We start from the raw sequence: 26316 nt of genomic DNA on the forward strand, positions 1-26316 counted from the left end.
ATGAAGAAGACGCTCGCCGCCTTGCTCGCCTTGTTGTCGTGCGCCGTCGTACCCGCGACGGCGCAGACCGCGGCTGCCCCGGCCAAGCCTCGAACGATCCTGTTCGTCGGCAACAGCTTCACCCAGGGCGCGCATTCGGCGGTGCGCAATTACCGCGCCAACGTGGTGACCGACCTGAACGGCGACGGCTATGGCGGGGTGCCGGCGCTGTTCAAAACCTTCACCGAGGAAGCCGGGCTCGACTATGCCGTCAGCCTCGAGACTCAGGGCGGCAAGCCGCTCGGTTTCCACTGGTCCGAGCGGCGGCAATTGCTCGACAAGGCGTGGGACGTGGTCATCCTGCAGGAATTAAGCACGCTCGACCGCGACAAGCCGGGCGATCCCACCGACTACCGCACCTACGGCCCGATGTTCGCGGCGATGTTCGCGCGCGCCAATCCCAAGGTCGATGTGCAGTTGATGGCGACGTGGAGCCGCGCCGATTTGGTCTATCTGCCCGGCAGCCCATGGTCGGGCAAGCCGGTCGCCGCGATGGCGCTGGATTTGCGCCGCGCGACCGATGGCGTGCGATCATTGTCGCCGGTGTTTCGCGGCGTGCTGCCCGTCGGCGAGGCGTGGAACCGCGCCATCGCCGCAGGGATCGCCGATCCGAATCCCTATGACGGGATCGCGTTCGGTCAGGTCGATCTTTGGGCTTACGATCACTACCATGCCAGCCCCTATGGCTATTATCTGGAAGCGCTGATCGTGTTCGGGCGCGTTACCGGGATCGATCCCACGACGCTGGGTGCCAAAGAGCGCGGGGCGGATGACCTCGGGCTGGATCCCAGGTTAGTCCCAATCCTGCAACGTATCGCGCGCGATCAATTGGCAGCGGGCTAGGCATTGGAGACAATAACCGCTTTCGGGAAGAGAGCGTTTAGGTTCGACAGCCCGCAGGTAGGCGCATGGCCGTCGAGGACGGGCAATGATTAGCTCCAAAATTAGTTCGCTCGTTCGACGCCGCTATTTTGGCATACCGGTGAGACCACTCGCCTCACGTAGCGCCGCGCCGTTCAATCGGTATCCGTCAAGGAACACAGTTTCGACATGGCGCAGATTGCCCAGGTCCTTCGACACGTCGCCGTCGACCAGGATGATGTCTGCCGTCTTGCCCACGACGATCGACCCCACGCGGTCGGCCATACCAGTCATGCGCGCGGGGATGATGGTCGCCGTCTGCAATGCCTGCACGTTGGTGAGACCGGCAACTTCGTAGAGCTCGAGCTCGCGCACCAGCTCCAGCCCATAGCCGTCGGTGCCGGCCACGATCCGCACGCCCGCCTGATGCAGTTTGCCGACCAGCGCGACCATCTTGTCGAAACTCTTGCGGAAATCGTCGCGGGTCAGCCCGCCGAACAACGGATAGCCGCCGATCCTCCAGCCACGCACGACCGACGGTGGGGCGGCATCGGCGAATGGCGCATATTCGGGCGACAATGCGCTGCCGTCCGACGTCATCAGCGGCTCCCATACGGTCAGGGTAGGATCGATGATCGTTCCCCGCTTCGCTAGCTCGGCGTAGAACGCCTTCATCATCGGTGAATCGAGATCGACATCCTTGCCGTACATCGCCGGACCCTCGAGCCGCGCGGCGGTATTGGCCTTATCGACGACAGATTGCGGCATTGCCTGCATCATGATGAAGTTGATGTGAGTCACTTCGTCATAGCCGGCGCGCACCGCATCGAGTGGCCGCATGCCGGCGGGCACATGACCGTGGACGTGCAGCCCCAGCCGGTGCGCTTCCGCCGCGGCGGGAGCAATCCACGCCGGGTTCATCGAAGTGTAGAATTTGACGCCCCACAAACCGGCCGCCTTGATCTTGCGAACGGCGGCGATCGCTTCCGCCGCTGACGACACGGTGAGGGCGCCTTGGGCCGCGAGCGGATCCTTGCGGTCGATGATTACCGATACTTTGCCATCGGGCGCGAGCAGGTCGCCGGCCGCACGGCGCTTGTAGATACTCAGCGCCTCGTCGATGTCCGACCCCGGACTGCGATAGTTGGTCATGCCGGTGGCGACGTTCTGAAGCAGGTTCCAGTCGCCGCCGACGTGCTGGTGCGAGTCCCAGAGGCCCGGCAACAGCGTCTTGCCGCGCCCGTCGAGCCGCGTGGTGCCGGCCGGCGCCTTGAGGGTTCCCGCGGCGCCGACCGCGGTCACCTTTCCATTGGAAATCAGCACGGCGCGATTGGGCAGGTATCGACCGGCGACCGAGTCGAACAGCAGCACATTATCGACCAATGTCGGCGTGCGGTTGGCTGGCGCCAGGAAACGGTGCGCGATGTCGCGGACCATTGCGGCGGTTGCCTTGTCCTGGATGTCCTTCAGTTTCGGACCATCGCTCTCATAGCCCGCGGGCAACAGCGAGATCGTGCCAGCGTTGCCGAAGAAACGGTTGTCCGCATCGAGCCAGACCGGGCTGGGCGAGAAGCCATAGCCACGGATGAAGGCGAGCTTGACCGTCTTTTTGCCGCCGGGCCCGTCGATCTGCACCGACTGGCCGATGCTGATCGCGGCATGGCCGGTCGGAAGCAGGTCGAGTCCCTTGTCCCCTGCGGCAACCAACGCATCGACGTCCATCTCGCTCGCCAGCCACGGGCCGCCATAAGTATTATAGCGCTTACCGGCGAACGGCGCCGACCCGGCATCGACCGCGGTCTTCCACCGCGCGGTGCCGGTGCCATCGACGCTGAAATCTTCCGTCGCGTCGCCCGAATCGGTGTAGCCGCGGATCGCGACAGCAGTTGGGCGTTGGTCGCCGCCCAGTGTTACAAGCTCGTCGGTCTCGGTGACCCAGCCGCGCAGCGACATCGACATGCGATAGGCAACGCGGCCATCGGGCAGCTTCCATGACCAGACGTCCCCATGCTTTCCTGCAGTGGAGCTGATCGTGAAATGCCGCGCGCCGGCGGGCGGGGCGAGCAGTTGCTCCTTCAGTGTTGACGCGCCGCCGGCAACGGCAGCTGAGGCGATGAGCAAGGAAGCTAGCAGGACGCGGCGCATGATCGTTCCTTTCCAACCAAGTTGGAGAGACTGACAAGCTGGCTAAACATGCGCAAGCTGTTCGGTCGACTCCTGAAACGACATACCGGGCGCGGCTGCTTTTGTGTCTTGTCAATCAATCGCGGAACGCTGCGATTGGGCGCAGTGCCGACATCCCGATCGGAGCTTGGTTGGACGCTATTCTGTTTTGGGGCAATCAGCCCCGCCTGTCTTCGCTTGCCGGATCGTCGTATCGGTAAGTGCCATGTCCAGCCCTTTCATTCGCGCTTGCGGCGCTCGCTCGCAAAAGGCCCCAAGAAAGGTCCCCAAAGTACAAGCTTGTCGGCGAACATCGGCAATCGACGCAGCATGCAAACTAACGGATTTCTGGGATTTTTCCGACCTTTCGCGTCCATTCGCGAATAGGTCCTTGGTGCCCGGAAGAGGACTCGAACCTCCACGCCCTTACGAGCGCCAGCACCTGAAGCTGGTGCGTCTACCAATTCCGCCATCCGGGCCCCGGGAGACTTCAACTCAGGTAGGCGGCGCGCTCTATTGGGGGTGCGGGGGGTTGTCAACCGCGCGGGCGGCTTGTCGCAGCAGGCGCGACGCGGCATGGGAAGACTTAGGTTTCGGCAGTGAGGCGCGCGTGAAGGACAAGCTCGTAACATTGATCGGCGGGGGCGGATTTCTCGGCCGCTATATCGCGCAGGAATTGTTGTCGGCGGGCGCACGCGTGCGGATCGCCGAGCGCGATCCGCGGCGGGCATATTTTCTCAAGCCGCTCGGCGGGCTCGGCCAGACTCAGTTCGCTGCATGCGACGTGACCAAGCCCGAAACCATAGCGTGCGCGGTCGCAGGATCGGATGCGGTGGTCTATCTGGTCGGCACCTGGGGCCCGAACTTCAAGGGCATCCAGCAGGATGGGCTGCGCGCCGCGGCGGAAGCGGCTCGGGCGGCGGGCGCGGAGGCGTTCGTCGATATCTCGACGATCGGCGCCGATCCCGAATCGCCGTCCAAATATTACGCGACCAAGGGCGCGGGCGAGACGGCGGCGCGCGCGGCGTTCCCCGCCGCGACGATCCTGCGTCCGTCGGTGGTGTTCGGGCCCGAGGACAAGTTCATCAACCGCTTCGCCGCGATGGTGGCCGGGCTGCCGGTGGTGCCGGTGCTCAAGCCCGGTGCGCGGTTTCAGCCGGTTCACGTCGTCGATGTCGCCAAGGCGGTGGCGCGTGTGCTCGCCGATCCGGCCGCTCATGCCGGCAAGACCTATGAGCTGGCCGGTCCCGAAGTGGTTACGATGGGGGAACTGGTCCGCTGGCTCGCCACGTCGATCGGCCGCTCGCCGGAGGTGGTCGAGCTTCCCGATGTCGCCGGAAATGCACTGTCGATGGTCGGTTTCCTGCCCGGCGCACCGATCAAGCGTGACCAGTGGAAGATGATGCAGACCGACAATGTCGCGACCGGCACGCTGCCCGGCCTGTCGGCGCTCGGCATCGTCCCGACGCCGATGGAAGCGGTCGCGGCGAGTTGGCTGGTGCGCTATCGCAAGGCCGGCCGGTTCGGCGCACGCGCCGCCGCCTGATCTTTATCATTTCCGGCACACGAGCGTGCCGCGCCTGAAGGGGTATCCCGCGTGTCCGATATCATCGCCGCCATCATCCTAGGCATCGTCGAGGGCGTGACCGAATTCCTGCCGGTGTCGTCGACCGGGCATCTGATCCTGGCGAGCGCGCTACTCAAATACGACCCGGCTTACTGGGCGCTGTTCAACATCGTCATCCAATTGGGCGCGATCCTGGCGATCGTCGTGCTGTATTGGCGGACGTTCTGGGCGGTCGGGATGGGGCTGCTCAAGTTCGACCCGACTTCGATCCGGTTCGTTCGCAACCTCCTGGTCGCGTTCATCCCGGCGGCGGTGCTCGGCGTGCTGCTGCACAAGCAGATCGAGGCGATGCTGGGGTCGCCCGTCACGGTCGCGGTTGCGCTGATCGTTGGTGGCGTCGCGATCCTCGGGATCGAGCGTTGGACCGGCGAAGGGAATGTGAAGGGCGTCGCCGATATTCCCCTGCCCAAGGTTGTCGGCATTGGCTTGATCCAGTGCCTGGCGATGGTGCCGGGGGTCAGCCGGTCGGGCGCGACCATCCTCGGCGCGCTCAGCCTGGGTGTGGAGCGCCGGACCGCGGCGGAGTTCAGCTTCTTCCTTGCGATTCCAACGATGCTCGGCGCGACGGTGCTCGAACTTGTCAGCAAACGGCATGAACTAGCGGCGGCAAACAGTGTCGGGTTCGGGCTGATCGCGATTGGTTTCATTGTCGCGTTCGTCGTCGCGCTGGTCGTCGTACGCTGGTTCGTCGGGCTGGTCGGGCGGACCGGGTTCAGCCCTTTCGGTTGGTATCGAATCGCGATCGGTGGCCTTGCGCTGGCTTTATTGCTTAAATAGGGCCGGATCGATCACAAATTAGGATCATTTGAACCTAATTTAGGCGCTCAGCTTGCAAACGCCTTGTAAATAGGACAGTATAACTGCCTCTATTGTTTGATTTCACGTGACGGCGATCCCCAATCGCGATATCGCCGCTCTTGAAAGGAGCGGGCGATGGCCGGCGACATGCTCAAATTCGTCGATGTGACGCAGGCCTATCCGGCCAAGCGTGACGCTTCGGCGCGCGCCACCGACTTTCAGGAAATCGCCGACCGTTACGCCGTGCCGACCGCCGAGGAGCAATCGGGCCGGTGCGCGCAATGCGGCGTCCCTTATTGCACGGTGCATTGCCCGCTGCACAATCACATCCCCGACTGGTTGCGCCTGACCGCCGAGGGGCGACTGCGCGAGGCTTATGAGCTGAGCAACGCCACTTCGACCATGCCCGAAATCTGTGGTCGCATCTGCCCGCAGGACCGACTGTGCGAAGGCAATTGTGTCATCGAATTCTCCGGCCACGGCGCGGTGACGATCGGGTCGGTCGAGAAATTCATCACCGACACCGCCTGGGAAGAGGGTTGGGTAGAGCCACTGATGCCGGGGCGGCCGCGCGGCCAATCGGTCGGTATTATCGGTGCCGGACCCGCGGGGATGACCGCCGCCGAGTTGCTCCGTGTCGCCGGATATGACGTCCATATCTACGACCGGCACGATCGCGCCGGCGGGTTGCTGACCTATGGCATTCCCGGCTTCAAGCTCGAAAAGCCAATCGTCATGCGCCGCGTCGATCGGCTCAAGGCCGGCGGCATCGTGTTTCACGAAGGGTTCGAGGTCGGGCGCGACGCGACACTCGAGGAATTGCGCGGCCGCCACGACGCGCTGCTGATCGCGACCGGCGTCTATAAAGCGCGCGCGCTGACGGCGCCCGGGATCGACGCGGGCGGTGTGGTCGAAGCGCTCGATTACCTGACCGCATCAAACCGCAAGGGGTTCGGCGATGCCGTGCCCCACTTCGATAGCGGTGCGCTCGACGCGGCGGGCAAGCGTGTGATCGTGGTCGGCGGTGGCGACACCGCGATGGACTGCGTGCGGACGGCGGTGCGCCAGGGCGCGGCGTCGGTCGCGTGCCTCTATCGCCGCGACCGCGACAACATGCCGGGATCGCAGCGCGAAGTCGGCCATGCCGAGGAGGAAGGCGTCGAGTTCGTCTGGCTTTCCGCGCCGCAAGCGTTCGGCGGGAAGGATTCGGTCGAGAACGTACTGATCGGCCGCATGCGTTTGGGTGCAGCCGACGCCAGCGGTCGCCGCTCGCCAGAGCCCGATGGGGCGGCGGGCGAAGTGCGCGATGCCGACCTCGTCATCAAGGCGCTGGGGTTCGACGCCGAAGATTTGCCGCGGCTGTTCGGCGCGCCGGAACTGGGCGTGACTCGCTGGGGCACGGTGCTGGTCGACAACGCCACGCTGATGACCAGCCTCGACGGCGTGTTCGCCGCCGGCGACATCGTGCGCGGGGCGAGCCTGGTCGTCTGGGCGGTGCGTGACGGGCGTGACGTCGCGGCGAACATCGATAAGTTTTTGCGTGCTAAGGCGCTGAGTGAGAGGAAGGCGGCATGATCGCGGCGTTGTTGTTCGCAGCGGTATCGATGGCGCCGCAAGTCACTGCACCCGTTGCCCCGCCAATCGTCGCCTCCGCCGATTCGATACGGCATGGGAAGGCAGTTGAACTGGCGAAGCTGCTCAACCCAGAGAGCCGTTTGATCGATCCGAGCGGGGACGACTATGTCGCTAATACCAAAGCGGTATTGATCGCGCGCGGCAAGCTAAACGACCTAGAGGCGCAATATCCCGGTGTCATCGAGGCGATGTTGCGCGCCTCGGTGTCGACGATGAATACGCAAACTCGGCGGCGCGTCCCCGTCTTATGGGATCGGCTGGCCGACATTTACATGGCCGCCTTTACGAGTGCGGAACTCGACCAGATGCTGACCTTCTACGGCTCCCCCACGGGCCAGCGGATGATGGCGTCGCTGGATACGCGCATGAAGCCTAAGGCGATGATGGGCGACATGGTCAAGAATGATGACTTTTCGGTGTCCGTGGGATCGCTCCAGTCGGATCTCAGGGCGACCGTCCCCGGCGTGGTCGCCGACATGTCCGCGACCGACAAGACCGCGCTGTTGATCTTCATGCGCACGTCGGCTTTCGGCAAAATCGCTGCGACTTCCGGCAAGATTCAGCAGGAAACGCTCGCCTGGGCGCAGGAAATCGTGCCCAAGGATGACGACGAACTGCAAATCGTCATGATCGAGGCAATGCAGGCATATATCAAATCGAAAGACGCCAAATCGGGCGCGACGTCGTGATCGACCAGCGCGCCCGCCTCGCCCGCGACGGCATGTATCGCCCCGAATTCGAATCCGACGCGTGCGGCGTGGGCCTTGTCGCGGCGACCGACGGCCAGCCATCCCGGCGCGTCGTGCAATCAGCGATCGATGCGCTGAAGGCGGTGTGGCATCGCGGTGCGGTCGATGCCGACGGCAAGACCGGCGACGGCGCCGGGCTGCACATCGACTTGCCGCACAAATTCTTCGATGAGGCGATCCAGGCGTCCGGGCATCGCGCGATGCCCAACCGGCTTGGGGTCGGCATGATCTTCCTGCCGCGCACCGATCTGGGCGCGCAGGAGGCGTGCCGGACGATTGTCGAGAGCGTCATCATAGAGGCGGGCTATACGATCTACGGTTGGCGCCAGGTGCCGGTCGACGTGTCGGTGATCGGCCGTAAGGCGCAGGAAACACGGCCCGAGATCGAGCAGATCATGATCGCCGGGCCGCTGCCCGACATGCAGAGCGCCGAGGAGTTCGAAAAGGACCTCTACCTCGTCCGCCGCCGCATCGAAAAGCGCGTGATCGCAGCGCAAATCCAGGGCTTCTACATCTGCTCGCTGTCGTGCCGCTCGATCATCTACAAAGGGCTGTTCCTCGCCGAATCGCTGTCGGTGTTCTATCCCGACCTCAAGGACTCGCGGTTCGAGAGCCGCGTCGCGATCTTTCACCAGCGTTATTCGACCAACACCTTCCCGCAATGGTGGCTCGCGCAGCCGTTCCGCTGCCTCGCGCATAACGGCGAGATCAACACGATCCGCGGCAACAAGAACTGGATGCTCAGCCACGAGATAAAAATGGCGGCGACCTCGTTCGGCGAAGCGTCGGAGGACATCAAGCCGGTGATCCCGGCGGGGGCGTCGGACACCGCGGCGCTCGACGCGGTGTTCGAGGCGATCTGCCGATCGGGCCGCGACGCGCCGACCGCCAAGTTGATGCTGGTGCCCGAAGCATGGGGCGGCAAGGGCGAGATGCCCAAGCCGCATCTCGACATGTTCAAATATCTCGGCAGCGTGATGGAGCCGTGGGATGGCCCCGCCGCGCTGGCGATGACCGACGGTCGCTGGGCGGTGGCAGGAATGGACCGTAACGCGCTGCGGCCGTTGCGCTACACGCAAACCTCGGACGGGCTGCTGATCGTCGGGTCGGAAAGCGGCATGGTGGTCGTGCCCGAGACGATGATCGTCGAGAAGGGCCGGCTCGGCCCCGGCCAGATGATCGCGGTCGATCTCGACGAGGGTCGGCTGTTCCACGACCGCGAGGTCAAGGATCGCATTGCCGGTGAGCACGATTATGCCGCGATGATCGGCAAGTTCGTGACGCTCGACGATCTCAAGGCGCCCGCCAAAAAATCAGGAGGGGGCGATCACTTCACGCGTTTCGACCGCGCCGAATTGATGCGGCGCCAAGTCGCCGCCGGCCAGACGATTGAGGATATGGAGCTGATCCTGTCGCCGATGGTCGAGACCGCCAAGGAAGCGATCGGGTCGATGGGCGACGACACGCCGCTCGCGGTGATCAGCGACAAGCCGCGGTTGATCAGTCAGTTCTTCCGGCAGAATTTCAGTCAGGTGACCAACCCGCCGATCGACAGCTTGCGCGAGCGGCACGTCATGTCGCTCAAGACGCGCTTCTCGAACCTCGCCAACATTCTCGATACCGGGCGCGCGCAGGACGAGGTGCTGGTGCTCGAAAGCCCGGTGCTCGACGGGGCGGACTGGGCCAAGCTCAAGACGCATTTCGGCGGCGCGGCGGCGGAGATCGACTGCACCTTCGCCTCGGGGGGCGACCCGGAAATCTTGCGCGCCGCGATCCAGCGTATCCGCAACCAGGCCGAACAAGCTGTGCGCGAGGGGAAGAGCGAGTTGTTCCTGTCCGACCGCGCGATCGACGGGAACAAGGTCGGGATCGCCGGGGTGCTCGCGGCGGCCGCTGTGCATACGCATCTCGTACGGCGGGGATTGCGTTCCTATTGCTCGATCAACATCGAAACCGCCGAATGCCTCGACACGCATTATTATGCGGTGCTGATCGGGGTCGGCGCGACGACGGTTTATGCGTATCTCGCCGAAGCGGCGGTGGCCGACCGTCATGCCCGCGGGCTGTTCGGCGACCTGACTCTCGACAAGGCACTCGCCAACCATCGCAAGGCGGTGGACGAGGGGCTGCTCAAGATCATGTCGAAGATGGGGATCGCCGTGATCTCCTCCTATCGCGGCGGCTATAATTTCGAAGCCGTCGGGTTGAGCCGGAGCCTGGTCAACGACCTGTTCCCCGGCATGCCCGCGAAGATCTCGGGCGAGGGCTATGCCTCGCTCCATTTGAATGCTGAGCTCCGCCATCAGGCGGCGTTCGATCCAGGCGTCGTAACGTTGCCGATTGGCGGCTTTTATCGCCAGCGGCATACCGGCGAGGCTCATGCCTATTCAGCGCAGCTGATGCACTTGCTGCAGACCGCGGTCGCGACCGACTCTTATTCGACCTACCAGAAATTCTCGCGCGGGGTCGCGGATTTGCCGCCCGTCTATCTGCGTGACTTGCTCCAGTTCAATTACCCCGACGAAGGGGTGCCAGTCGATCAGGTCGAGCCGATCACCGAAATCCGTAAGCGCTTCGTCACGCCGGGGATGAGCCTGGGCGCGCTGTCGTCCGAGGCGCACGAAACGCTGGCAATCGCGATGAACCGGATCGGCGCCAAGGCGGTGTCGGGCGAGGGCGGCGAGGACAAGGTCCGCTACGAACCCTACGAGAATGGCGACAATGCCAATTCGGGGGTCAAGCAGATCGCCAGCGGGCGGTTCGGCGTGACGGCGGAATATCTCAACGCCTGCGACGAGATCGAGATCAAGGTGGCGCAAGGCGCGAAGCCGGGCGAGGGCGGGCAACTGCCCGGCTTCAAGGTCACCAAATTCATCGCCAAATTGCGCCACGCGACGCCGGGGGTGACGCTGATTTCCCCGCCGCCGCACCACGATATCTATTCGATCGAAGACCTCGCGCAGCTCATCTACGACCTGAAGCAAATAAATCCCCGCGCGCGCGTTTGCGTAAAGCTGGTCAGCTCGGCGGGAATCGGCACGGTCGCGGCGGGCGTGGCGAAGGCGCATGCCGACGTCATCCTCGTCTCGGGCCATGTCGGCGGCACCGGCGCGAGCCCGCAGACCAGCATCAAATATGCCGGCACCCCGTGGGAAATGGGGCTGTCGGAAGTCAACCAGACACTGACCCTCAACGGCCTCCGCGGGCGCGTGAAATTGCGCACCGACGGCGGGCTCAAGACCGGGCGCGACATCGTCGTCGCCGCGATCCTCGGCGCCGAGGAATTCGGCATCGGCACGCTCAGCCTCGTCGCGATGGGCTGCATCATGGTGCGGCAATGCCATTCGAACACCTGCCCGGTCGGCATCTGTACGCAGGACGAAAAGCTGCGCGACAAGTTCGGCGGGTCGCCCGAAAAGGTCATCAACCTGATGACCTTCATCGCCGAGGAAGTGCGCGACATTCTCGCGCGGCTCGGCTTCCGCAGCCTCGACGACGTGATCGGCCGCACCGAATTGCTCCGCCAGGTCAGCCGCGGGGCGGAACATCTCGACGATCTCGACCTCAACCCGATCCTCGCCAAGGTCGATGCCGATGACGACCAGCGCCGCTTCAGTCTCGATACCTGGCGCAACGAAGTGCCCGACAGCCTCGACGCGCAGATGATCAAGGACGCTGCGCATGTCTTTTCGCGCGGCGAGAAGATGCAGCTGACTTATTCGGTGCGGAACACGCATCGCGCGGTCGGCACGCGGTTGTCGTCGGAGATCACGCGCACGTTCGGAATGGACACGCTCGCCGATGGCCACGTCACCGTGCGGCTGCGGGGGTCGGCGGGGCAGAGCCTCGGCGCCTTCCTGTGCAAGGGCATCACGCTCGAAGTGTTCGGCGACGCCAACGACTATGTCGGCAAGGGCCTGTCGGGCGGGACGATCATCGTCCGCCCGGTGGTCTCATCGCCGCTACACAGCCAAGAGAATACGATCATCGGCAACACCGTGCTCTACGGCGCGACCAGCGGGCGGCTGTTCGCGGCGGGGCAGGCGGGCGAGCGGTTCGCGGTCCGCAATTCGGGCGCGACAGTGGTGGTAGAGGGCTGCGGCGCCAATGGCTGCGAATATATGACCAACGGCATTGCCGTTGTGCTCGGCCCGGTCGGCGCCAATTTCGGCGCGGGCATGACCGGCGGCATGGCGTTCGTCTACGACGCGAGCGAGAGTTTCGAGCGGCGCGCCAATGGGGAGTCGATCGTCTGGCAGCGTTTGAGTTCGGCGCATTGGGAAGCGGTGCTCAAGAACCTCGTCCGCGCGCATGCCGCGGCGACCGACAGCGCCTGGTCACAATCTTTGCTCGATGACTGGAACCGCGCTTTGGGTGCGTTCTGGCAAATCGTGCCGAAAGAAATGCTCGGCCGGCTGGCACATCCGCTCGACGACAGCGTTGAACTGGTCGCCGCGGAGTAGAAGCGCTTCAAATCGCGGCGCGAAAGTGGTATGGGAGCGCGCTCCCGAAACTGATCGGACCAGTATTATGCGTAAAATTGCCCTGTGTGTGCTCGCCGCTACGGTCGCGACTCCGGCGCTCGCCCATGACCGATATGCTCCGCCGTCGCCACGCGAAGACCTGCGCGACGCAGCGCGCGTGCTGAGCGATCCGCGTGCGCAAGCGGGCGTTGCGGCTTTGGTCGATTCGCTGACGAACGCGGTGATGGAAACACGCGTCGGCCCGCTTGCCGACCTCGCACCCGATTCGGACATTCGCCGCAACGACACGCTCGCCGACATTCAGGCGCGGCGCGATCCGGCGTATCGCGCGAAATTGCGCAACGGGACCGTCGCGGCGATGGCGGTCGCCGGTCGCACCGCGCGCGACGCCGCCGCTATGAGCGACGAGGTCGATGCCGCGGTCCTCCGCTTGCGCCGGGTGATCGACGCCGTCGATCGGTAAAGACTCCGCTGGTCGTTCCGCTACAAGCGGGCAAACGACCGGGGAGAATTCGATGCGACTGAGCCGTGCACGGATCGCGCCGCTTGCCGATGGTGAGCTCGACGACGAACAGCGCGAAGTGCTCGCGGGGTTCGGCGGGCATATCCTCAATATCTTCCGCACGATGGCGCGCGCCCCCAAGGCGCTCAAGCGGTTTAATTTGTGGGGCGGGTATATCCTGTCCGACCGCAATTCGCTTGGCGCCCGCGAACGCGAATTGCTGATCCTGCGCACCGGATGGCTGTGCCGGTCGGGCTATGAATGGGTCCAGCATACGCGGATCGGGCTGCAAACTGGACTAACCCGCGAGGAGATCGACCGGATCAAGATCGGTCCAGACGCTAAAGGCTGGAGCGCGAGCGACGCCGCGTTGCTTCGCGTGGCCGATGATCTGGTGGGGGATTTCTTCGTCGGCGACTCAACCTGGGCCGGGCTTGCTGGCCTGAGCGAGAAACAACGCATGGATGCGGTGTTCACCGTCGGCCAATACACCCAAGTGTCGATGTTCCTGAACAGCTTCGGCGTCCAACTCGACGACGGGCAAGTGCTCGACGCGGATTTCCCGGCGTGACTGGGCGCGTCGCGGGCAAGACCGCGTTGGTGATGGGCGCGGGGCAGTCGCCGGGCGAGACGATCGGCAACGGCCGTGCCATCGCCACGTTGCTTGCCCGCGAAGGCGCGCGCGTGCTGTGCGCCGACCGCGACCTTGTGCGCGCCGAGGAAACGGTTGCGGCCATCGCTGCCGGGGGCGGGCTGGCCGAAGCGGTCACCTGCGACGTCACCAGCCGCGCCGATTGCGAAAGGGCGGTCGTGGCGGCCGGCACGCTCGACATCCTGGTCAACAATGTGGGCATCGGCGGTGGTGACGGTCCCGCACACACAATCGCGGAAGACGCCTTCGACCGTATCCTGTCGGTCAACCTGAAGGGCGTACTCAACGGTATCGCCGCCGCCGTGCCGGGAATGCGCGAGCGGCGATCGGGCGCGATCGTCAGCATCTCATCGCTCGCCGGGATCGCCGGCTGGCACATGGTCGCCTACGAAACATCGAAAGCCGCGGTGAACCGGCTGACTCAATCGACCGCGCTGGCCAACGCCAAATACGGTATTCGCGTCAACGCCGTCGCCCCTGGACTGATGGACACGCCGATGGCGATCGACGGCATCGCCCGGGCGCGCGGATTGGATCGCGAGGTCGTGCGCGCTGAACGTGCCGAACGTGTGCCGCTGCTAGCGCAGATGGGCGATGCCTGGGACACAGCCTATGCGACGTTGTTCCTCTGTTCGGACGAGGCGAAGTTCGTGACCGGCGTCATCCTGCCGGTCGATGGCGGGATGGGCGCGCGGATCGGCTAGGCGCCGACGGTCACTACTATTTGCGGGCCTTGCGAGCGGCGTAGCGCGCATCGCGGGCCGCCTTCAGCTCGGCCGCGCTTGGCACCACGATGGGCGCCCGCTCGGTCAAGGCCCGCTTCGCCGCCGCAGCTTCCTCAGCCGCCGCTTTCTTGTCGGCTTTCGCCTGCTCTTCGGCGGCGCGTTTCGCGGCGCGACGCTCGGCCTCGGCGGCTTCCTTGGCCTCGCGCGCGGCTTGCCGGGCTGCAACAGCGGCGGGATCGGGCGCGGGCTTGTCGCGCAGCAATTCGAGCGCGCGCTGCTTCGCCGCGCGCGCGGCTTCGGCCCGCTCGTTGAAATCGGGAACTTTGTAGGCGGCCATTGTCTATCCGTTGTTGGGGCAGGTTCGGTGCGGGCGCCTAGCACCTTCTTGGCGCGACGGCACCCGATTTCGCGCGACGCCTCAATCCCCGGCCGGCGCCCTGCTGCGCTTCCACAGGAAAAAGGTCGAGGCCGTCCGCGTCGGCGGTATCCCGGTGAGCACGATGATCGGCAAGACCAGCAATGCGACATACCATGCGGGTGGCGTGTCGATCACATACATCGGGATCAGTACCAGGAACGAGACTACCAGGATGACCGGATACAGCCATCGTTGCCCCAGCAAATAGGGCCGGATCGCGGCCGGCTGTTCCGCCACCTCGGCCAGCATGTCGAGCGCATCATCGACGCATTCGGGATGGACTCGGACGTGAAAGCCGTCGAGCGCCATGATCAACGTGGGGTTGATCGACGCGTGCCAGCGCCCCGTCGCGTAGGCCGGGATGCCATAGAATTCGAACATCGACAGCATCACCCCGGCTTCGGGCTGGCTCCACGTCACCGCGACCGTTTCGAATGCATCCCGATCCAAAGCCATCTTCCCCCGCCGACCGCCAGCCCCTAACACTGGCCAAATGTGGCAGCTCTATCAATTCCCGCTTTGTCCGTTCTCGCGCAAGGTCCGGCTGCTGCTGGGCGAGAAAGGCGTCGGCTACACCTTGGTACGCGAAAATCCGTGGGAGCGGCGCGACGAGTTCATCGACATGAACCCGGCGGGGCAGACCCCGGTGATCGCCGATGCGGAGCGCGACATCCGGCTGATCGATTCGCTCGTCATCTGCGAATATTTCGACGAGACGGTCGACAAGGCGCAGATGATCAACGGCACCGCGGTGCAGCGCGCCGAGATCCGGCGGCTGTCGACTTGGTTCGACACCTATTTCTTCCGCGACGTGACCGAACGGCTGCTCGGCGAGCGGATGATCAAGCGCGTCGTCACCAAGGGTGCGCCCGACGCGAAGGTGCTGCGCGAGGCGATGAAGTCGGCGGTCGAATATCTCGATTACACCGATTATCTGCTCGATCGGCACAATTGGATGGCGGGGGCGACGCTCAGCCTCGCCGATCTGGCGGCGGCGGCGCAGATTTCGGTGGTCGATTATCTCGGCGGGATCGACTGGCGCAGCCACGAGGCGACCGCGCGCTGGTACTCCGGCATGAAAAGCAGGCCCAGCTTCCGCCCTTTATTGAGTGAGCGGATGGAAGGAATTCCACCCGCGCCGCATTATGACGACGTGAATTTCTGACGATGCACGTGACGCACGACGCGGCCGCGCCGACGGCGGACACGATAAGCTTCGACGATTTCCTCAAGGTCGATATCCGCGTCGGGACGATCGTCGCCGCCGAGCCGTTCCCGGAGGCGCGCAAGCCGGCGTTCAAGCTGACGATTGATTTCGGCGCGCCGGTCGGGATGAAAAGATCGTCGGCACAGATCGCCGAACATTATGCGATCACCGACCTCATCGGGCGGCAAGTCGCCGCTGTGGTCAACTTCCCGCCGCGCCAGATCGGGCCGATGATGTCGGAGGTGCTGACGCTCGGCTTCCCCGATAAGGACGGCAAGGTCGTGCTGATCGGCCCGAGCTTGCCTGTGCCCGATGACGGGCGGCTGTTCTGACGATCCGCGTCGGCACCGCTGGTTGGTCGATCCCGCGGGCGGTGGCGGACCGCTTCGATAATGGTGAGAGCAATCTCGCGCGCTACGCGACGCGGTTCAACGCGGCCGAGATCAATTCGAGTTTCTACCGCCCGCACAAGTCCGAAACCTATGCCCGCTGGGCGGCGAGCGTGCCCGATGGGTTTCGCTTCGCTGTCAAGTTGCCCAAGGCGATCACGCACGAGCGGCGGTTGGTCGATTGCCTAGAGCCGGTCGCGACATTCGCGGCGCAGACCGGCGAACTCGGCAACCGGCGCGGGCCGGTGCTCGTGCAGCTACCGCCGACCCTCGTTTTCGATGCGCAAATAGCGGCCCGCTTCTTCGATGGTCTGCGCCACGCGCTCGGTGATGCCGCGATCGTGTGCGAGCCGCGCCACGCCAGTTGGTTCGCCCAGGACGCCGATCAGGCGTTGATCCATCACCATATCGCCCGCGTCGCCGCCGATCCCGCCAAGGTGCCTGAAGCGGCGAATCCCGGAGGCTGGCCGAGCTTGCGCTACACCCGGCTGCACGGGTCGCCGCGCATCTATTATTCGTCCTACGATGCCACGACCATCGCCCGACTTGCCGACGAAGCGGCGGCGAGCGATGTCGAAAGCTGGACGATCTTCGACAACACCGCCTCGGGCGCGGCGATCGAGAACGCGCTGGCGATGATCGAGGCCTAGCCGTTCAGGCTCCTCGACGCTTGCTCGAACAAGTCCTTGCTCAATCCAGGCATCGCCAGGATGCGTTCGAGTTCAGCCTTCATCAGCTCGGCCCGCGCTGGTTCGAACCGACGCCAGCGGCCCAGCGGGGGGAGCAGCTTCGCCGCGGTCTGCGGATTGAGCTTGTCCAGCGCGATCAAATGGTCGGCAAGGAACCGATACCCCGCGCCGCCGGCCGTGTGGAACGCCCGCTGGTTGACGCTAAACGCACCGATCAGCGACCGCGCGCGGTTGGGGTTGGCCAGGCTAAAATCGGGATGTCGCGCGAGGTCCGCCACCACTGCGGGCGTATCGTCGCGCGCCGACAATGCTTGGGTCTGGAACCATTTGTCGAGCACCAAAGCGTCGGTCGAATAGCGGTTGTAGAAGATATCGAGCGCGGCGACTCGTTTGTCCAATGTTCCGTTGGCGAGCGTGGTCAGCGCGCCTTGGCGGTCGGTCATGTTGTCTGCCGCTTCGAACTGCGCGAACGCCAAGTCGGCGGCGTCCTCTGCGCCCGACGCGGCGATATAGCCGAGCGCGACGCTGCGCATCCGGCGGGCGGCCTTGGCAACGGGCGAATAAACGAACGTGCCGGCCTGACTCGCCTCAATATAGACCGAGCGCCATAGCACCGTGAGCGACTTCCCTAGATCGCGGCGCAGCGCTTCACGGGCGCGGAACACCGCGTCCGGATCGACCACTTCCAACTGGTCGCCGATGAACGCGTCCGACGGCAGCAGCACTGCCTCGGCGACGAACGCGCGGTCGAGCGTCGGATCCTCGAGCGTGCGGCGTACCGCTTCGATCACCGCGTGATGGTCGGCGCGGCCGAGTTTCACCGTGGTCACCAGCGTGTCGAGCATCAATTGCTGCATCGCTTCATACCGCGCGAACGGATCGTCGTCGTGCGCCGACAGGAACGCGAGCTCGTCGGCCGATCGGTCGCTTTCGATGATCACCGGCGCCGAAAAGCCGCGGTTGATCGACAGCACCGGGCGCTCGGTAATACCGTTGAACATGATCTCGCTCGACGGCTGGTCGAGCATATAGAGCTGCTGTTCGCTCAGCGCCGCGCCGGTCGCGCTGCCGAACAGCTTGATCCGCAACGGCAGCACGAATGGCTCCTTGCCGCTCTGCCCGGGCGTCGGCGGGGTACGCTGCGCGAGCCGCAAGGTCGCGCGGCCCGACGCACTGTCGTGATCGAGCGCGGCGGCGACGCGCGGCGTCCCGGCCTGGCTGTACCAGCGGCGGAACTGAGTCAGGTCGATCCCGCTGCCGAATTCCATGCAGCGCACGAAATCGTCGCACGTCGCCGCTGTCCCGTCATAGCGGTCGAAATACAGATCGGTCGCCGCGCGGAAACTCTCGGGGCCCAGGATCGCCGCCATCATGCGGATCACCTCGGCGCCCTTGTTGTAGATGGTGGCGGTGTAAAAGTTGCTGATCTCGATGTACGAATCGGGCCGGATCGGATGCGCGAGCGGGCCGGCATCCTCGGGGAACTGGGCGGCCCGGAGCCCGCGCACATCTTCGATCCGCTTGACCGCCGCCGATCCCTGGTCGGCGGAAAATTCTTGGTCGCGGAAAACGGTGAAGCCTTCCTTCAGGCTCAACTGGAACCAGTCGCGGCACGTCACGCGATTGCCCGACCAGTTATGGAAATATTCGTGCGCGACCACGGCGGCGATCGCGTCGTAATCCATGTCGGTCGCGGTATCGGGATCGGCGAGGATGTAGCGGCTGTTGAAGATGTTCAGCCCCTTGTTCTCCATCGCGCCGAAGTTGAAATCGTCGACCGCGACGATGTTGAACACGTCGAGGTCGTATTCGCGGCCGTACACACGCTCGTCCCATGCCATCGCGGTCTGGAGCGCGGACAGCGCGTGCTCGGTCTTGGGAAGATCGTCGGCGCGGACCCAGATGCCGAGTTTCACCTCGCGGCCCGACATCGTGGTGAAGGATGCGCGGTTGGCCGACAGGTCGCCCGCCACCATCGCGAACAGATAACACGGCTTGGGAAACGGATCGCGCCATTCGGCCCAGTGTCTACCATCGGGCAGATTGCCTGAAGCGATCGGATCGCCGTTGGCCAGCAGCACCGGGAAGCGCGTCCTGTCGGCGGTCATCTTGACCGAATAGCGCGCCAGCACGTCGGGCCGGTCAGGGAAGAAGGTGATGCGGCGGAATCCTTCGGCCTCGCATTGCGTGCACAGATTTCCGCCCGACGCGTATAATCCCATCAATTGCGTGTTGCGGTCGGGGTGGATCTCAACCTCGGTCTCGATGCGGTGCTCGCTGCCCGAAAGCTCGATCTCGAGCGTGTCGCCGTCCATCCGCCAATCGTTGTGCGCGGCGCCGTCGACCAGCACGCGGAGCGGCACTTGGCCGTCGCTATCGAGCCGGAGCGGCCGGTCGTGCGCGCTCGACCGAGTCACGTCGAGCACCGCCGTCACGCGCGTCGTGGCGGGATCGAGGTCGAAATCGAGCGCGATGTCGGGAACGAGCCAATCCGGCGGTTGGTAATCCTCGCGCCGCTTGACGGTCGGCGTGGCGAGAGCGGACTGGGCGTCGATCATTCTTTTTCCGTTATCGTTGATACTTGGCAGAACCATCCACGTCGCACGTTGTTGCCAAGCGTTTGAGCCGTGCTACGCGTGGCCGACGGGACAGCCAAGAGGAAAGCCATGTTCAGACTGATCGGCGCGGTCGCGTTGACGCTCGCCGCCGGCGCCGCGATTGCGCAAACGACGCCTAAAGAGAACGCCGCAACGATCAACGCGCGCGTCACCGCGCCGCTCCCCGCCGACCAGGCGGCGATGAAGGCGCACGTGATGTTCCTGGCGTCGGACGCGATGCGCGGGCGCGAGGCGGGCAGCGCGGAATTCGACATCGCCGCCCAGTATGTGGCCGCACAATTCTACGCTGCCGGGCTGCGGCCGGGCGGGGACGATGGCGGCTACCTCCAGCGCGTGCCGCTGGTCGGCTACATGCTCGCCGACAAGGGCAATTTCGTCTGGACGCCAGCAAAGGGCGCGCCGCAGCCGCTGGTGTTCGGCGGCGACTTCGCGCCGTCACCCAACGCCGCCAAGGCGGAAACCAGCCTGAGCGCGCCGATCGTGTTCGTCGGCTACGGCATCGTCGCGCCCGACTATAGGCGCGACGATTATCGTGGCATCGACGTGAAGGGGAAGATCGTCGCCTATATCGGCGGCGCGCCCAAGAACTACGACGGCGAGGAGCGCGCGTTCTTCTCCAGCGCCGGGACCAAGGCGGCGATTGCCGCACAGCATGGCGCGGTTGGCGCGATCCAGATCGAAAGCCCGCGCCCCGGGCGCGGCGCGACGCCGTTCGCCTTTTCGTTGCGCCAATATGATCGCGAGCGCGTGACCTGGTCGCGCCCCGACGGCAGCGGCAAGAATGACGGCATCCCACTGCTGGGGACGATCTCGATGGCAGGCGCGGCCAAGTTGTTCGCTGGTGCCCGGATGTCGTGGGATCAGGTCAAGAAGGCCGCCGAAAGCGATGACGCCAAATTCACGTCCTTCCCGCTCGCCGGCATCTTGTCGGTCGCGATCAAGACGGTGATGCGACCGATGCCCTCGTCCAACGTCATCGGTATCATCCCCGGCATCGACCCCGCATTGAAGGATCAGGTCGTCATCCTGTCGGCGCATCTCGACCATATCGGCGTGGGGCGCCCCGACAAGACCGGCGATACGATCAACAATGGCGCCGAGGACAATGCGATCGGCATCGCCAGCCTGATCGAGGAGGCGAAGCGGTTCGTCGCGTCCGGCAAGCCGCCGCGCCGCACCGTCATGTTCCTCGCTGTGACGGCGGAGGAGAAGGGGCTGATCGGCTCCGATTATTTCGCCAACAATCCGACCGTGCCGCTCAAATCGATCGTCGCGAACGTCAATCTCGATATGCCGCTGATCACCTACAAGTTCGAGGACATGGTGGTTTTCGGCGCACCGCGATCGACCCTGGGGCCGATCGTCCAAAAGGCGGTCGAGAGCGTCGGCGTCGGCCTCGCGCCCGATCCGATGCCCGATGAAGGGCTGTTCGTCCGCTCGGACCATTTCCGCTTCGTCCAGAAGGGCATACCCTCGGTGTTCCTGTGGCCGGGCTATAAGGGCGGCGGCAAGGCGGCGTGGGAGGAGTTCATGAAGAACCACTACCACCAGCCGTCCGACGAGATTTCGCTGCCGCTCGATTGGGAACAGGGCGTGCGGTTCGTCACCGTCAACTACACGATCGCGCGTGAGATCGCCGATACCGATGATCGCCCGCGCTGGAACAAGGGCGATTATTTCGGCACGTTCTACGGCGGGTATGGCGCCAAATAGCCTTCTGGTCTTCGGGCTAGGCTATGCCGCAAGCGCCATCGTCGCGCGGCTCAATGACTGGGCCATCACCGCGACGGGAAGCGCGGGCGACCTCGATTTCGACGATCGCGCGGGCGTGATCGCGGCGATCGATGCGGCGACGCATGTCCTGTCGTCGGTGCCGCCGGGCGAGGTTGATCCCGTAATCGCGCGCTACGGGGCGGCGCTGGCCGATGGCGGTAAGTGGCTCGGCTATCTGTCGTCGACCGGCGTCTATGGCGATATCGGCGGTGCGTGGGTCGATGAAAGCGCGCCGATCAAGGGACGGCGCGGCGGCCGCAACCGGGCCGATGCCGACTGGCTGGTGCTGGGTGCGCGGGTATTTCGGTTGCCCGGCATCTACGGCCCCCACCGCTCGCCGCTCGACCGCGTGCGCGACGGCAAGGCGCATCGCACGGCCCAAGCCGGGCAAGTGTTCAGCCGCGTGCACGTCGATGATATCGCCAGCGGCGTCATCGCCGGGTTCGATTCGCCGCCGGGCGCCTACAACCTGTCCGACGACCTGCCGGCGCCGCAGGACGCGGTGATCGAATTCGCCAGCGGACTGCTCGGGCAACAGCCGCCGCCCATCGTATCATTGGAATCGCTGTCGCCCGAAGCGCGCGCTTTCCACGCCGAAAACCGCCGCGTCGCCAACGGCAAGGCGAAGCGCGTGCTCGGCTGGCGGCCCGTATACGCCGACTACCGGTTGGGCCTGCGCGCTCTCAATGCGATGACCAATCCCGCCGCGGCCAGCGTCGCGCCCGCGACCGCCAGCCCCGACCAGCGATAGCCCTCGAACAGCGTGGACAGGCACATCGCGATGACCGGCACGATCACGCTCGAATAGGCCGCCTTGGCCGGGCCGATCGTCCTGAGCACGCCGAAATAAAGCGGAAACGCGAGCGCCGAGGCGAAGAGGCCGAGATAGAGGATGCCCGCCCAATAGGCCGCACGATATTCGATGACGGGCGGTCCGGCCGTGGCGTACGCGAACAGCGCATCGAACGCCGCGCCCGCCAGCATCGCGACCGCGAGCATCGACCCCATCGGGTATCGCGCCGCGGTCGGCGTTGCCTGCATCACGTTGGCGGTCGATGCCGACAGCACGCCGCACAAGGTAAAGCCGACGCCGGCCAGCACTTGCCACGGCCCGTGCGGATCGACTCGCGCTTCGCGCATGAACAGCAAGACGATCCCGGCCATCGCGACCGCCGACCCGATCAGCAACTGGCGGCCGAGTTTCTGGCCGAGGAAAATACGGCCCAGCACTGCGTTGGGTATCAGCAGCATCGCGAACACCACCGACACCAGTCCCGAGGTGATATGCTGTTCGGCGCGATAGACGAAATTGAAGTTGAGGCAGAATTGCGCGAAGCCGAGCAAGGCCGCGAACCCCAATCCGCTTGCACCGAGCCGCCAGCTGTCGCGCTTCCAGAGCGCATAGCCCGACATCGCGATTCCAGCGACGAGGAAGCGGTATGAGACCGACCAGCTCGGCGGCACCACGCCCAATTGATCGCGGATCACCAGCCAGGTCGATCCCCAGATCAAGGTGACGATGCCGAACGGGATCAGCACGGCGAGACGCGCGGATTGCGGCTTGGCGGAAGGTGGCTGGAGCACGCGCCCGCCATATCGTTACGGGGCCGTCCGACAACCCTGCTTCTGCTTGTGGGGTGAGAAGGTCAGCCTATGGAAGCGCGGCGATCGCGTCGGCGAGCGGCTTGATCGCGGCCTCTTGCTGGTCCCAGCACGTCACCAGCCGCACCTCGCCCGGCGCCCAATCGTAAAAATCGAATCCGAGTGCGCGAAGGCCTGCGGCTTCTTCCGGGGAAGCGCGCAGGAACACCTCGTTGGCCTCGACGGGATAGACCAAGCGGTCGCCAGCCGCCTTCGCCAGCATCGTCGCGCCGGCATTCGCCGCGCGGGCGTTGGCCAGCCACAGATCGTCGTCGAGCATCGCGAGGATTTGCGCGGCGAGGAAGCGGCCCTTCGACAACAGCAGCCCAGCCTGCTTGCGGCGGTACAAAGTCGCGTCGGCGAGTTCGGGCTTGAAGAAGACCAGCGCCTCGGCGTTCATCCCGCCATTCTTGACGAAGCCGAAGCTCAGCGCATCGACCCCGGCGCGCCAGGTCAGATCGGCGACGTCGCAGCCGAGATGCGCGACCGCGTTCGCGAAGCGTGCGCCGTCCATGTGAAAGCCCAGCCCCTTGGCCTTGGCGAGATCGCCCAGCGCCGCGACCTCTTCGGGGGTATAGGCCAAGCCGTATTCGGTCGCATTGGTGATCGACAGCGCGTGCGCCTGGACCTGGTGTACGTCGTCGCGGATGCCGGCGACCACGTCCGCCACCGCGTCGGGGGTCAGCTTTGCGCCCGGTCCGTCCGCGAGCAGCAATTTGGCGCCGTGGAGATAGAAACCCGGCGCGCCGCATTCGTCGTTCTGGATATGCGCGTCGCGGTGGCAAATGACCGCACCGTGGGGCTGGCACAAAGCGGCGAGCGCGAGGCAATTGGCGGACGTGCCGGACGGCGTCCACAGCACGCGTACCGCCGTCCCGAACAGGTCGGAGAAGCGGCCGTCGAGCTGCTGGCTCCACTTGTCGCCGTCATACGCGGTATCAAGCGTGTTCGCCGCGGTGATCGCGTCGATGACTTGCGGGCAAGCGGGGGCGGCGTTGTCGGAGAAGAAGCGCATGGCGGTTCTTAGTCGCGTTGTGCCCGTCGCCTCAATCCATTCCATCACACAACCGCCGTCATGCTGAACTTGTTTCAGCATCCATCGCGCAAAAGGATGGCTTAATTGTCCGGTCGCTGCGCCGCCGGCGGTTTTGGCGGGCGGTCGCCTGTATCCGGCGCCGGGGTCAGCTTGATCGTGCCGTCCTTCTTGACCTGCAGATTGACGCCCAACCCTTCGATGCTGCCCTCGATAGGCAACGGACCGGTACCCGGGTCGATGGTCACATTACCGTCGGTGGAATTGGCAATGTTGTCGGTAGCCTCAACCACCGGCGGGGGCGGCGGCGCGATGCCCAGCGCGGCTTGCATGAAATCCTTCCACACTCGTGCCGGAACCCCACCGCCCGACAGGCCGGCATTGGGGCTGTTGTCGTCGTTGCCGACCCACACCCCGACCACCAGGTCCTTGGCGAACCCGACGAACAGTGCATCGCGCGAATCCTGCGTCGTCCCGGTCTTGCCATAGGTCGGCACCGACAGCGCCGCCTCGCGCCCGGTGCCGCTGGTCGCGGAAGCGGAGAGCAGGTCGAGCATTTCGTCGCGGACCTTGTCGCCGAACGCGCTGCGCGTGCCGACCAGCCGGTCGTACCAGCCCTTGTTGTCGCTCGCTTCGATCCCCCGCGCGCCAACGGGATATCCGTCCCCGGCGACCGCCGCGAACGCGCTGGTCAGTTCGAGCAGCGAGCCGGTCGCGGTGCCGAGCGCGATCGTCGCCTCGTGCGGCAACGGGGTGGAAATGCCAAGGTCGCGCGCCGCCTTGATCACCGCATCGACCCCGACCTTCTGGATCAGCCGCGCGGCGGCGACGTTGGACGATTTCTGGAACGCGCGGCGTAGCGTGATCTTGCCCTCGTACTTGCCGTCGCTGTTCTTCGGGCTCCACCCGGCAATCGTGATCGGCTCGTCCTCGATCGTGTCGTCGGGTGTCAGGCCGCTCCGCATCGCCGCGAGGTAGACGAACAGCTTGAACGCCGATCCCGGCTGGCGCCGCGCCTGCGTCGCTCGGTTGAACGGGCTGGCCTTGTAATCCTTGCCGCCGACCATTGCGACGACTCGGCCATCGGGGCGCATCGCAACAATCGCGATCTGCGCCTGTCTCAGCCCCGCGCGCCGCGCCGCGCGCTCGGCGGCGCGTTGCAGGCGCAGGTCGAGCGTGGTGGTGACGGTCGTTTCCTGGCTGAGGTCGCCCGCGGTGTCGCGCGCTTCGGGCAGCACCCAGTCGGCGAAATAGGTGCCATCAGGCACCAGCTTGACCGGGCGCGGGCGGGGAGTGGCGGGCTTGACGGCGGCCGCCTGCGCCTTGGTGATTGTGCCGGTATCGACCATCGTCGCCAGCACGATTTTCTCGCGGTCGCGCGCACCTTTCAGATTGCCCGTTGGCGCCAGCTTGGACGGCGCCTTGACCAGCCCCGCCAGCATCGCCGCCTGGCTGATCGTCAGCTCGCCCGGCTCGCAATCGAAATAATGTTCCGCCGCCGCGGTCAGGCCATAGACGTTGTCGCCGAAATAGACGTTCGACAGATAGCGCGACAGGATCTCGTTCTTCGACAGCCACGCTTCGAGCCAGAACGAGATCAGGATCTCGCGGCCCTTACGCAACACGGTGCGGTCCGAATCGAGAAAGGAATTCTTGGCGAGTTGCTGCGTGATCGTGCTCGCACCCTCCCGCACACCGCCCGCGCCGACGTTGCGGACCAATGCGCGGCCCATGCCCCACGGATCGATCCCCCAATGCGAATAGAATCGCCGATCCTCGACCGAAATGAATGCGCCGGTGACATATTTGGGCAGCTTTGCCGCATCGACCGGCTTGCCGACGATCGCGCCGCGCTTGGCGATCGGGGTGGTGCCGTCGGACGCCAGCAAGGTAACCGAGGGCGGGGTGGGGGGCTGAAGCGACTTGGAGAGCGGTGCGGTGACCGCGAGCCAGCCGACCAGGATGACGAACAGGATGACCATCGCCGCCAGACTGCGGACGATGATGCGACCCCAGCGGCGCCTTTTCTTCGGCGGTTGCGTGGCACCAGGATAATCGAGCGGCGGAATGCCCTCGAGCGGATTTGCCGGCTCGTCCATCGCCGGATACGCCGAATGCGCTCCCCAACGGGGGTCGGGCTTGCGGCCGGGGTCCAACGGGTCGTCACGCATGGTCGTAAAAAATCCACTCGGCGCACCGGCCGCTAGGCGTATTACTCATATAACACAGATGGTGCAACCCGCCGCATCCGCGCCGTTTACCCCAAATGGCAGGCATCGCACAGTGCGTGGATTGAGGGAGCGCGCTCGGGCG

At 65.1% G+C, this 26316-nt stretch carries 21 protein-coding genes and 1 tRNA gene; 14 read left to right on the top strand and 8 right to left on the bottom strand.

Annotated features, from left to right (window positions below; translation table 11 throughout):
- Entirely contained in the window at positions 1–882 is an 882-nt protein-coding gene (locus JWM94_RS11525) for a PEP-CTERM sorting domain-containing protein (RefSeq protein ID WP_299426785.1), read from the top strand.
- A 123-nt stretch (positions 883–1005) separates the two neighbouring features.
- Here JWM94_RS11525 and JWM94_RS11530 read toward each other — a convergent pair whose 3' ends face one another.
- Positions 1006–3045: an amidohydrolase family protein gene (locus JWM94_RS11530; protein ID WP_299426788.1), complete on the bottom strand. Its 2040-nt coding sequence runs from the start codon at positions 3043–3045 to the stop codon at positions 1006–1008.
- A 410-nt stretch (positions 3046–3455) separates the two neighbouring features.
- Positions 3456–3542, bottom strand: a tRNA-Leu gene (locus JWM94_RS11535).
- Between the two features lie 131 nt (positions 3543–3673).
- On the opposite strand from JWM94_RS11535, the gene JWM94_RS11540 reads away from it, so the two are divergent.
- From JWM94_RS11540 to JWM94_RS11575, 8 genes are all read left to right on the top strand, one after another.
- Complete coding sequence (locus JWM94_RS11540; RefSeq protein ID WP_299426791.1) at positions 3674–4609, top strand: complex I NDUFA9 subunit family protein; 936 nt, start codon at positions 3674–3676, stop codon at positions 4607–4609.
- Between the two features lie 51 nt (positions 4610–4660).
- Positions 4661–5467, top strand: a complete 807-nt coding sequence (locus JWM94_RS11545; protein WP_299426794.1) for an undecaprenyl-diphosphate phosphatase — start codon at positions 4661–4663, stop codon at positions 5465–5467.
- Positions 5468–5623: 156 nt separating this feature from the next.
- The gene (locus JWM94_RS11550) at positions 5624–7063 is read left to right on the top strand and encodes an NAD(P)-dependent oxidoreductase (RefSeq protein ID WP_299426797.1); all 1440 of its coding nucleotides are present in this window, start codon (positions 5624–5626) and stop codon (positions 7061–7063) included.
- A complete protein-coding gene (locus tag JWM94_RS11555) occupies positions 7060–7812 on the top strand; it encodes a DUF2059 domain-containing protein (protein ID WP_299426800.1) in 753 nt (250 codons plus the stop codon). The genes JWM94_RS11550 and JWM94_RS11555 overlap by 4 nt, the downstream gene beginning before the upstream one ends.
- Positions 7813–7844: 32 nt before the next feature.
- Positions 7845–12335, top strand: coding sequence for a glutamate synthase large subunit (gltB, locus tag JWM94_RS11560; RefSeq protein WP_299426948.1), 4491 nt, complete (start codon positions 7845–7847; stop codon positions 12333–12335).
- A gap of 67 nt (positions 12336–12402) precedes the next feature.
- Positions 12403–12819 carry a hypothetical protein gene (locus JWM94_RS11565; RefSeq protein WP_299426803.1) on the top strand — a complete coding sequence of 139 codons (417 nt, stop codon included), beginning with the start codon at positions 12403–12405 and terminating at the stop codon, positions 12817–12819.
- A gap of 52 nt (positions 12820–12871) precedes the next feature.
- Positions 12872–13429 carry a carboxymuconolactone decarboxylase family protein gene (locus JWM94_RS11570; protein ID WP_299426806.1) on the top strand — a complete coding sequence of 186 codons (558 nt, stop codon included), beginning with the start codon at positions 12872–12874 and terminating at the stop codon, positions 13427–13429.
- Positions 13426–14214 (top strand): SDR family NAD(P)-dependent oxidoreductase, encoded by a 789-nt coding sequence (locus JWM94_RS11575; RefSeq protein ID WP_299426808.1) that lies wholly within the window; start codon positions 13426–13428, stop codon positions 14212–14214. Before JWM94_RS11570 ends, JWM94_RS11575 begins: the two co-directional genes overlap by 4 nt.
- A 16-nt stretch (positions 14215–14230) precedes the next feature.
- Here the strand turns inward: JWM94_RS11575 and JWM94_RS11580 are convergent, their stop codons facing one another.
- Together JWM94_RS11580 and JWM94_RS11585 are read right to left on the bottom strand one after the other, a co-directional pair.
- A complete protein-coding gene (locus tag JWM94_RS11580) occupies positions 14231–14572 on the bottom strand; it encodes a DUF6481 family protein (RefSeq protein ID WP_299426811.1) in 342 nt (113 codons plus the stop codon).
- 81 nt (positions 14573–14653) lie between these two features.
- Positions 14654–15109, bottom strand: a complete 456-nt coding sequence (locus tag JWM94_RS11585; RefSeq protein WP_299426814.1) for a hypothetical protein — start codon at positions 15107–15109, stop codon at positions 14654–14656.
- Between the two features lie 37 nt (positions 15110–15146).
- Between JWM94_RS11585 and JWM94_RS11590 the strand changes: the two genes are divergently transcribed.
- From JWM94_RS11590 to JWM94_RS11600, 3 genes are read left to right on the top strand one after another with little or no spacing between them, the layout of a single operon-like run.
- A complete protein-coding gene (locus JWM94_RS11590; protein ID WP_299426817.1) occupies positions 15147–15818 on the top strand; it encodes a glutathione S-transferase family protein in 672 nt (223 codons plus the stop codon).
- A 2-nt stretch (positions 15819–15820) separates the two neighbouring features.
- Entirely contained in the window at positions 15821–16192 is a 372-nt protein-coding gene (locus JWM94_RS11595; RefSeq protein WP_299426820.1) for a tRNA-binding protein, read from the top strand.
- A gap of 41 nt (positions 16193–16233) precedes the next feature.
- Positions 16234–16899: a DUF72 domain-containing protein gene (locus JWM94_RS11600; protein WP_299426823.1), complete on the top strand. Its 666-nt coding sequence runs from the start codon at positions 16234–16236 to the stop codon at positions 16897–16899.
- On the opposite strand, the gene pepN is transcribed toward JWM94_RS11600, so the two are convergent.
- On the bottom strand, positions 16896–19496 hold the full coding sequence (gene pepN, locus JWM94_RS11605) for an aminopeptidase N (protein WP_299426826.1): 2601 nt from the start codon (positions 19494–19496) through the stop codon (positions 16896–16898). The genes JWM94_RS11600 and pepN overlap by 4 nt on opposite strands.
- A gap of 108 nt (positions 19497–19604) precedes the next feature.
- Between pepN and JWM94_RS11610 the strand changes: the two genes are divergently transcribed.
- Entirely contained in the window at positions 19605–21269 is a 1665-nt protein-coding gene (locus JWM94_RS11610; RefSeq protein ID WP_299426829.1) for a M28 family metallopeptidase, read from the top strand.
- On the top strand, positions 21256–22080 hold the full coding sequence (locus JWM94_RS11615) for an NAD(P)-dependent oxidoreductase (RefSeq protein ID WP_299426832.1): 825 nt from the start codon (positions 21256–21258) through the stop codon (positions 22078–22080). The genes JWM94_RS11610 and JWM94_RS11615 overlap by 14 nt, the downstream gene beginning before the upstream one ends.
- Here JWM94_RS11615 and JWM94_RS11620 read toward each other — a convergent pair.
- From JWM94_RS11620 to JWM94_RS11630, 3 genes are all read right to left on the bottom strand, one after another.
- Entirely contained in the window at positions 21990–22913 is a 924-nt protein-coding gene (locus tag JWM94_RS11620) for an EamA family transporter (protein WP_299426835.1), read from the bottom strand. The two genes, JWM94_RS11615 and JWM94_RS11620, sit on opposite strands and share 91 nt — an antisense overlap.
- A gap of 67 nt (positions 22914–22980) precedes the next feature.
- Complete coding sequence (locus tag JWM94_RS11625) at positions 22981–23985, bottom strand: low specificity L-threonine aldolase (protein WP_299426838.1); 1005 nt, start codon at positions 23983–23985, stop codon at positions 22981–22983.
- 101 nt (positions 23986–24086) lie between these two features.
- On the bottom strand, positions 24087–26174 hold the full coding sequence (locus tag JWM94_RS11630) for a transglycosylase domain-containing protein (RefSeq protein ID WP_299426841.1): 2088 nt from the start codon (positions 26172–26174) through the stop codon (positions 24087–24089).
- Positions 26175–26316: the final 142 nt, after the last annotated feature.

Source organism: Sphingomonas bacterium, from assembly GCF_028289855.1.
Classification (GTDB): domain Bacteria; phylum Pseudomonadota; class Alphaproteobacteria; order Sphingomonadales; family Sphingomonadaceae; genus Sphingomonas.

Coding starts and splice junctions, on each gene's coding strand:
- JWM94_RS11525 (WP_299426785.1), top strand. CDS start 1: ATGAAGAAGACGCTCGCCGCCTTGCTCGCCTTGTTGTCGTGCGCCGTC.
- JWM94_RS11530 (WP_299426788.1), bottom strand. CDS start 3,045: ATGCGCCGCGTCCTGCTAGCTTCCTTGCTCATCGCCTCAGCTGCCGTT.
- JWM94_RS11550 (WP_299426797.1), top strand. CDS start 5,624: ATGGCCGGCGACATGCTCAAATTCGTCGATGTGACGCAGGCCTATCCG.
- JWM94_RS11555 (WP_299426800.1), top strand. CDS start 7,060: ATGATCGCGGCGTTGTTGTTCGCAGCGGTATCGATGGCGCCGCAAGTC.
- gltB (WP_299426948.1), top strand. CDS start 7,845: ATGTATCGCCCCGAATTCGAATCCGACGCGTGCGGCGTGGGCCTTGTC.
- JWM94_RS11565 (WP_299426803.1), top strand. CDS start 12,403: ATGCGTAAAATTGCCCTGTGTGTGCTCGCCGCTACGGTCGCGACTCCG.
- JWM94_RS11570 (WP_299426806.1), top strand. CDS start 12,872: ATGCGACTGAGCCGTGCACGGATCGCGCCGCTTGCCGATGGTGAGCTC.
- JWM94_RS11580 (WP_299426811.1), bottom strand. CDS start 14,572: ATGGCCGCCTACAAAGTTCCCGATTTCAACGAGCGGGCCGAAGCCGCG.
- JWM94_RS11585 (WP_299426814.1), bottom strand. CDS start 15,109: ATGGCTTTGGATCGGGATGCATTCGAAACGGTCGCGGTGACGTGGAGC.
- JWM94_RS11590 (WP_299426817.1), top strand. CDS start 15,147: ATGTGGCAGCTCTATCAATTCCCGCTTTGTCCGTTCTCGCGCAAGGTC.
- JWM94_RS11595 (WP_299426820.1), top strand. CDS start 15,821: ATGCACGTGACGCACGACGCGGCCGCGCCGACGGCGGACACGATAAGC.
- pepN (WP_299426826.1), bottom strand. CDS start 19,496: ATGATCGACGCCCAGTCCGCTCTCGCCACGCCGACCGTCAAGCGGCGC.
- JWM94_RS11610 (WP_299426829.1), top strand. CDS start 19,605: ATGTTCAGACTGATCGGCGCGGTCGCGTTGACGCTCGCCGCCGGCGCC.
- JWM94_RS11615 (WP_299426832.1), top strand. CDS start 21,256: ATGGCGCCAAATAGCCTTCTGGTCTTCGGGCTAGGCTATGCCGCAAGC.
- JWM94_RS11625 (WP_299426838.1), bottom strand. CDS start 23,985: ATGCGCTTCTTCTCCGACAACGCCGCCCCCGCTTGCCCGCAAGTCATC.
- JWM94_RS11630 (WP_299426841.1), bottom strand. CDS start 26,174: ATGCGTGACGACCCGTTGGACCCCGGCCGCAAGCCCGACCCCCGTTGG.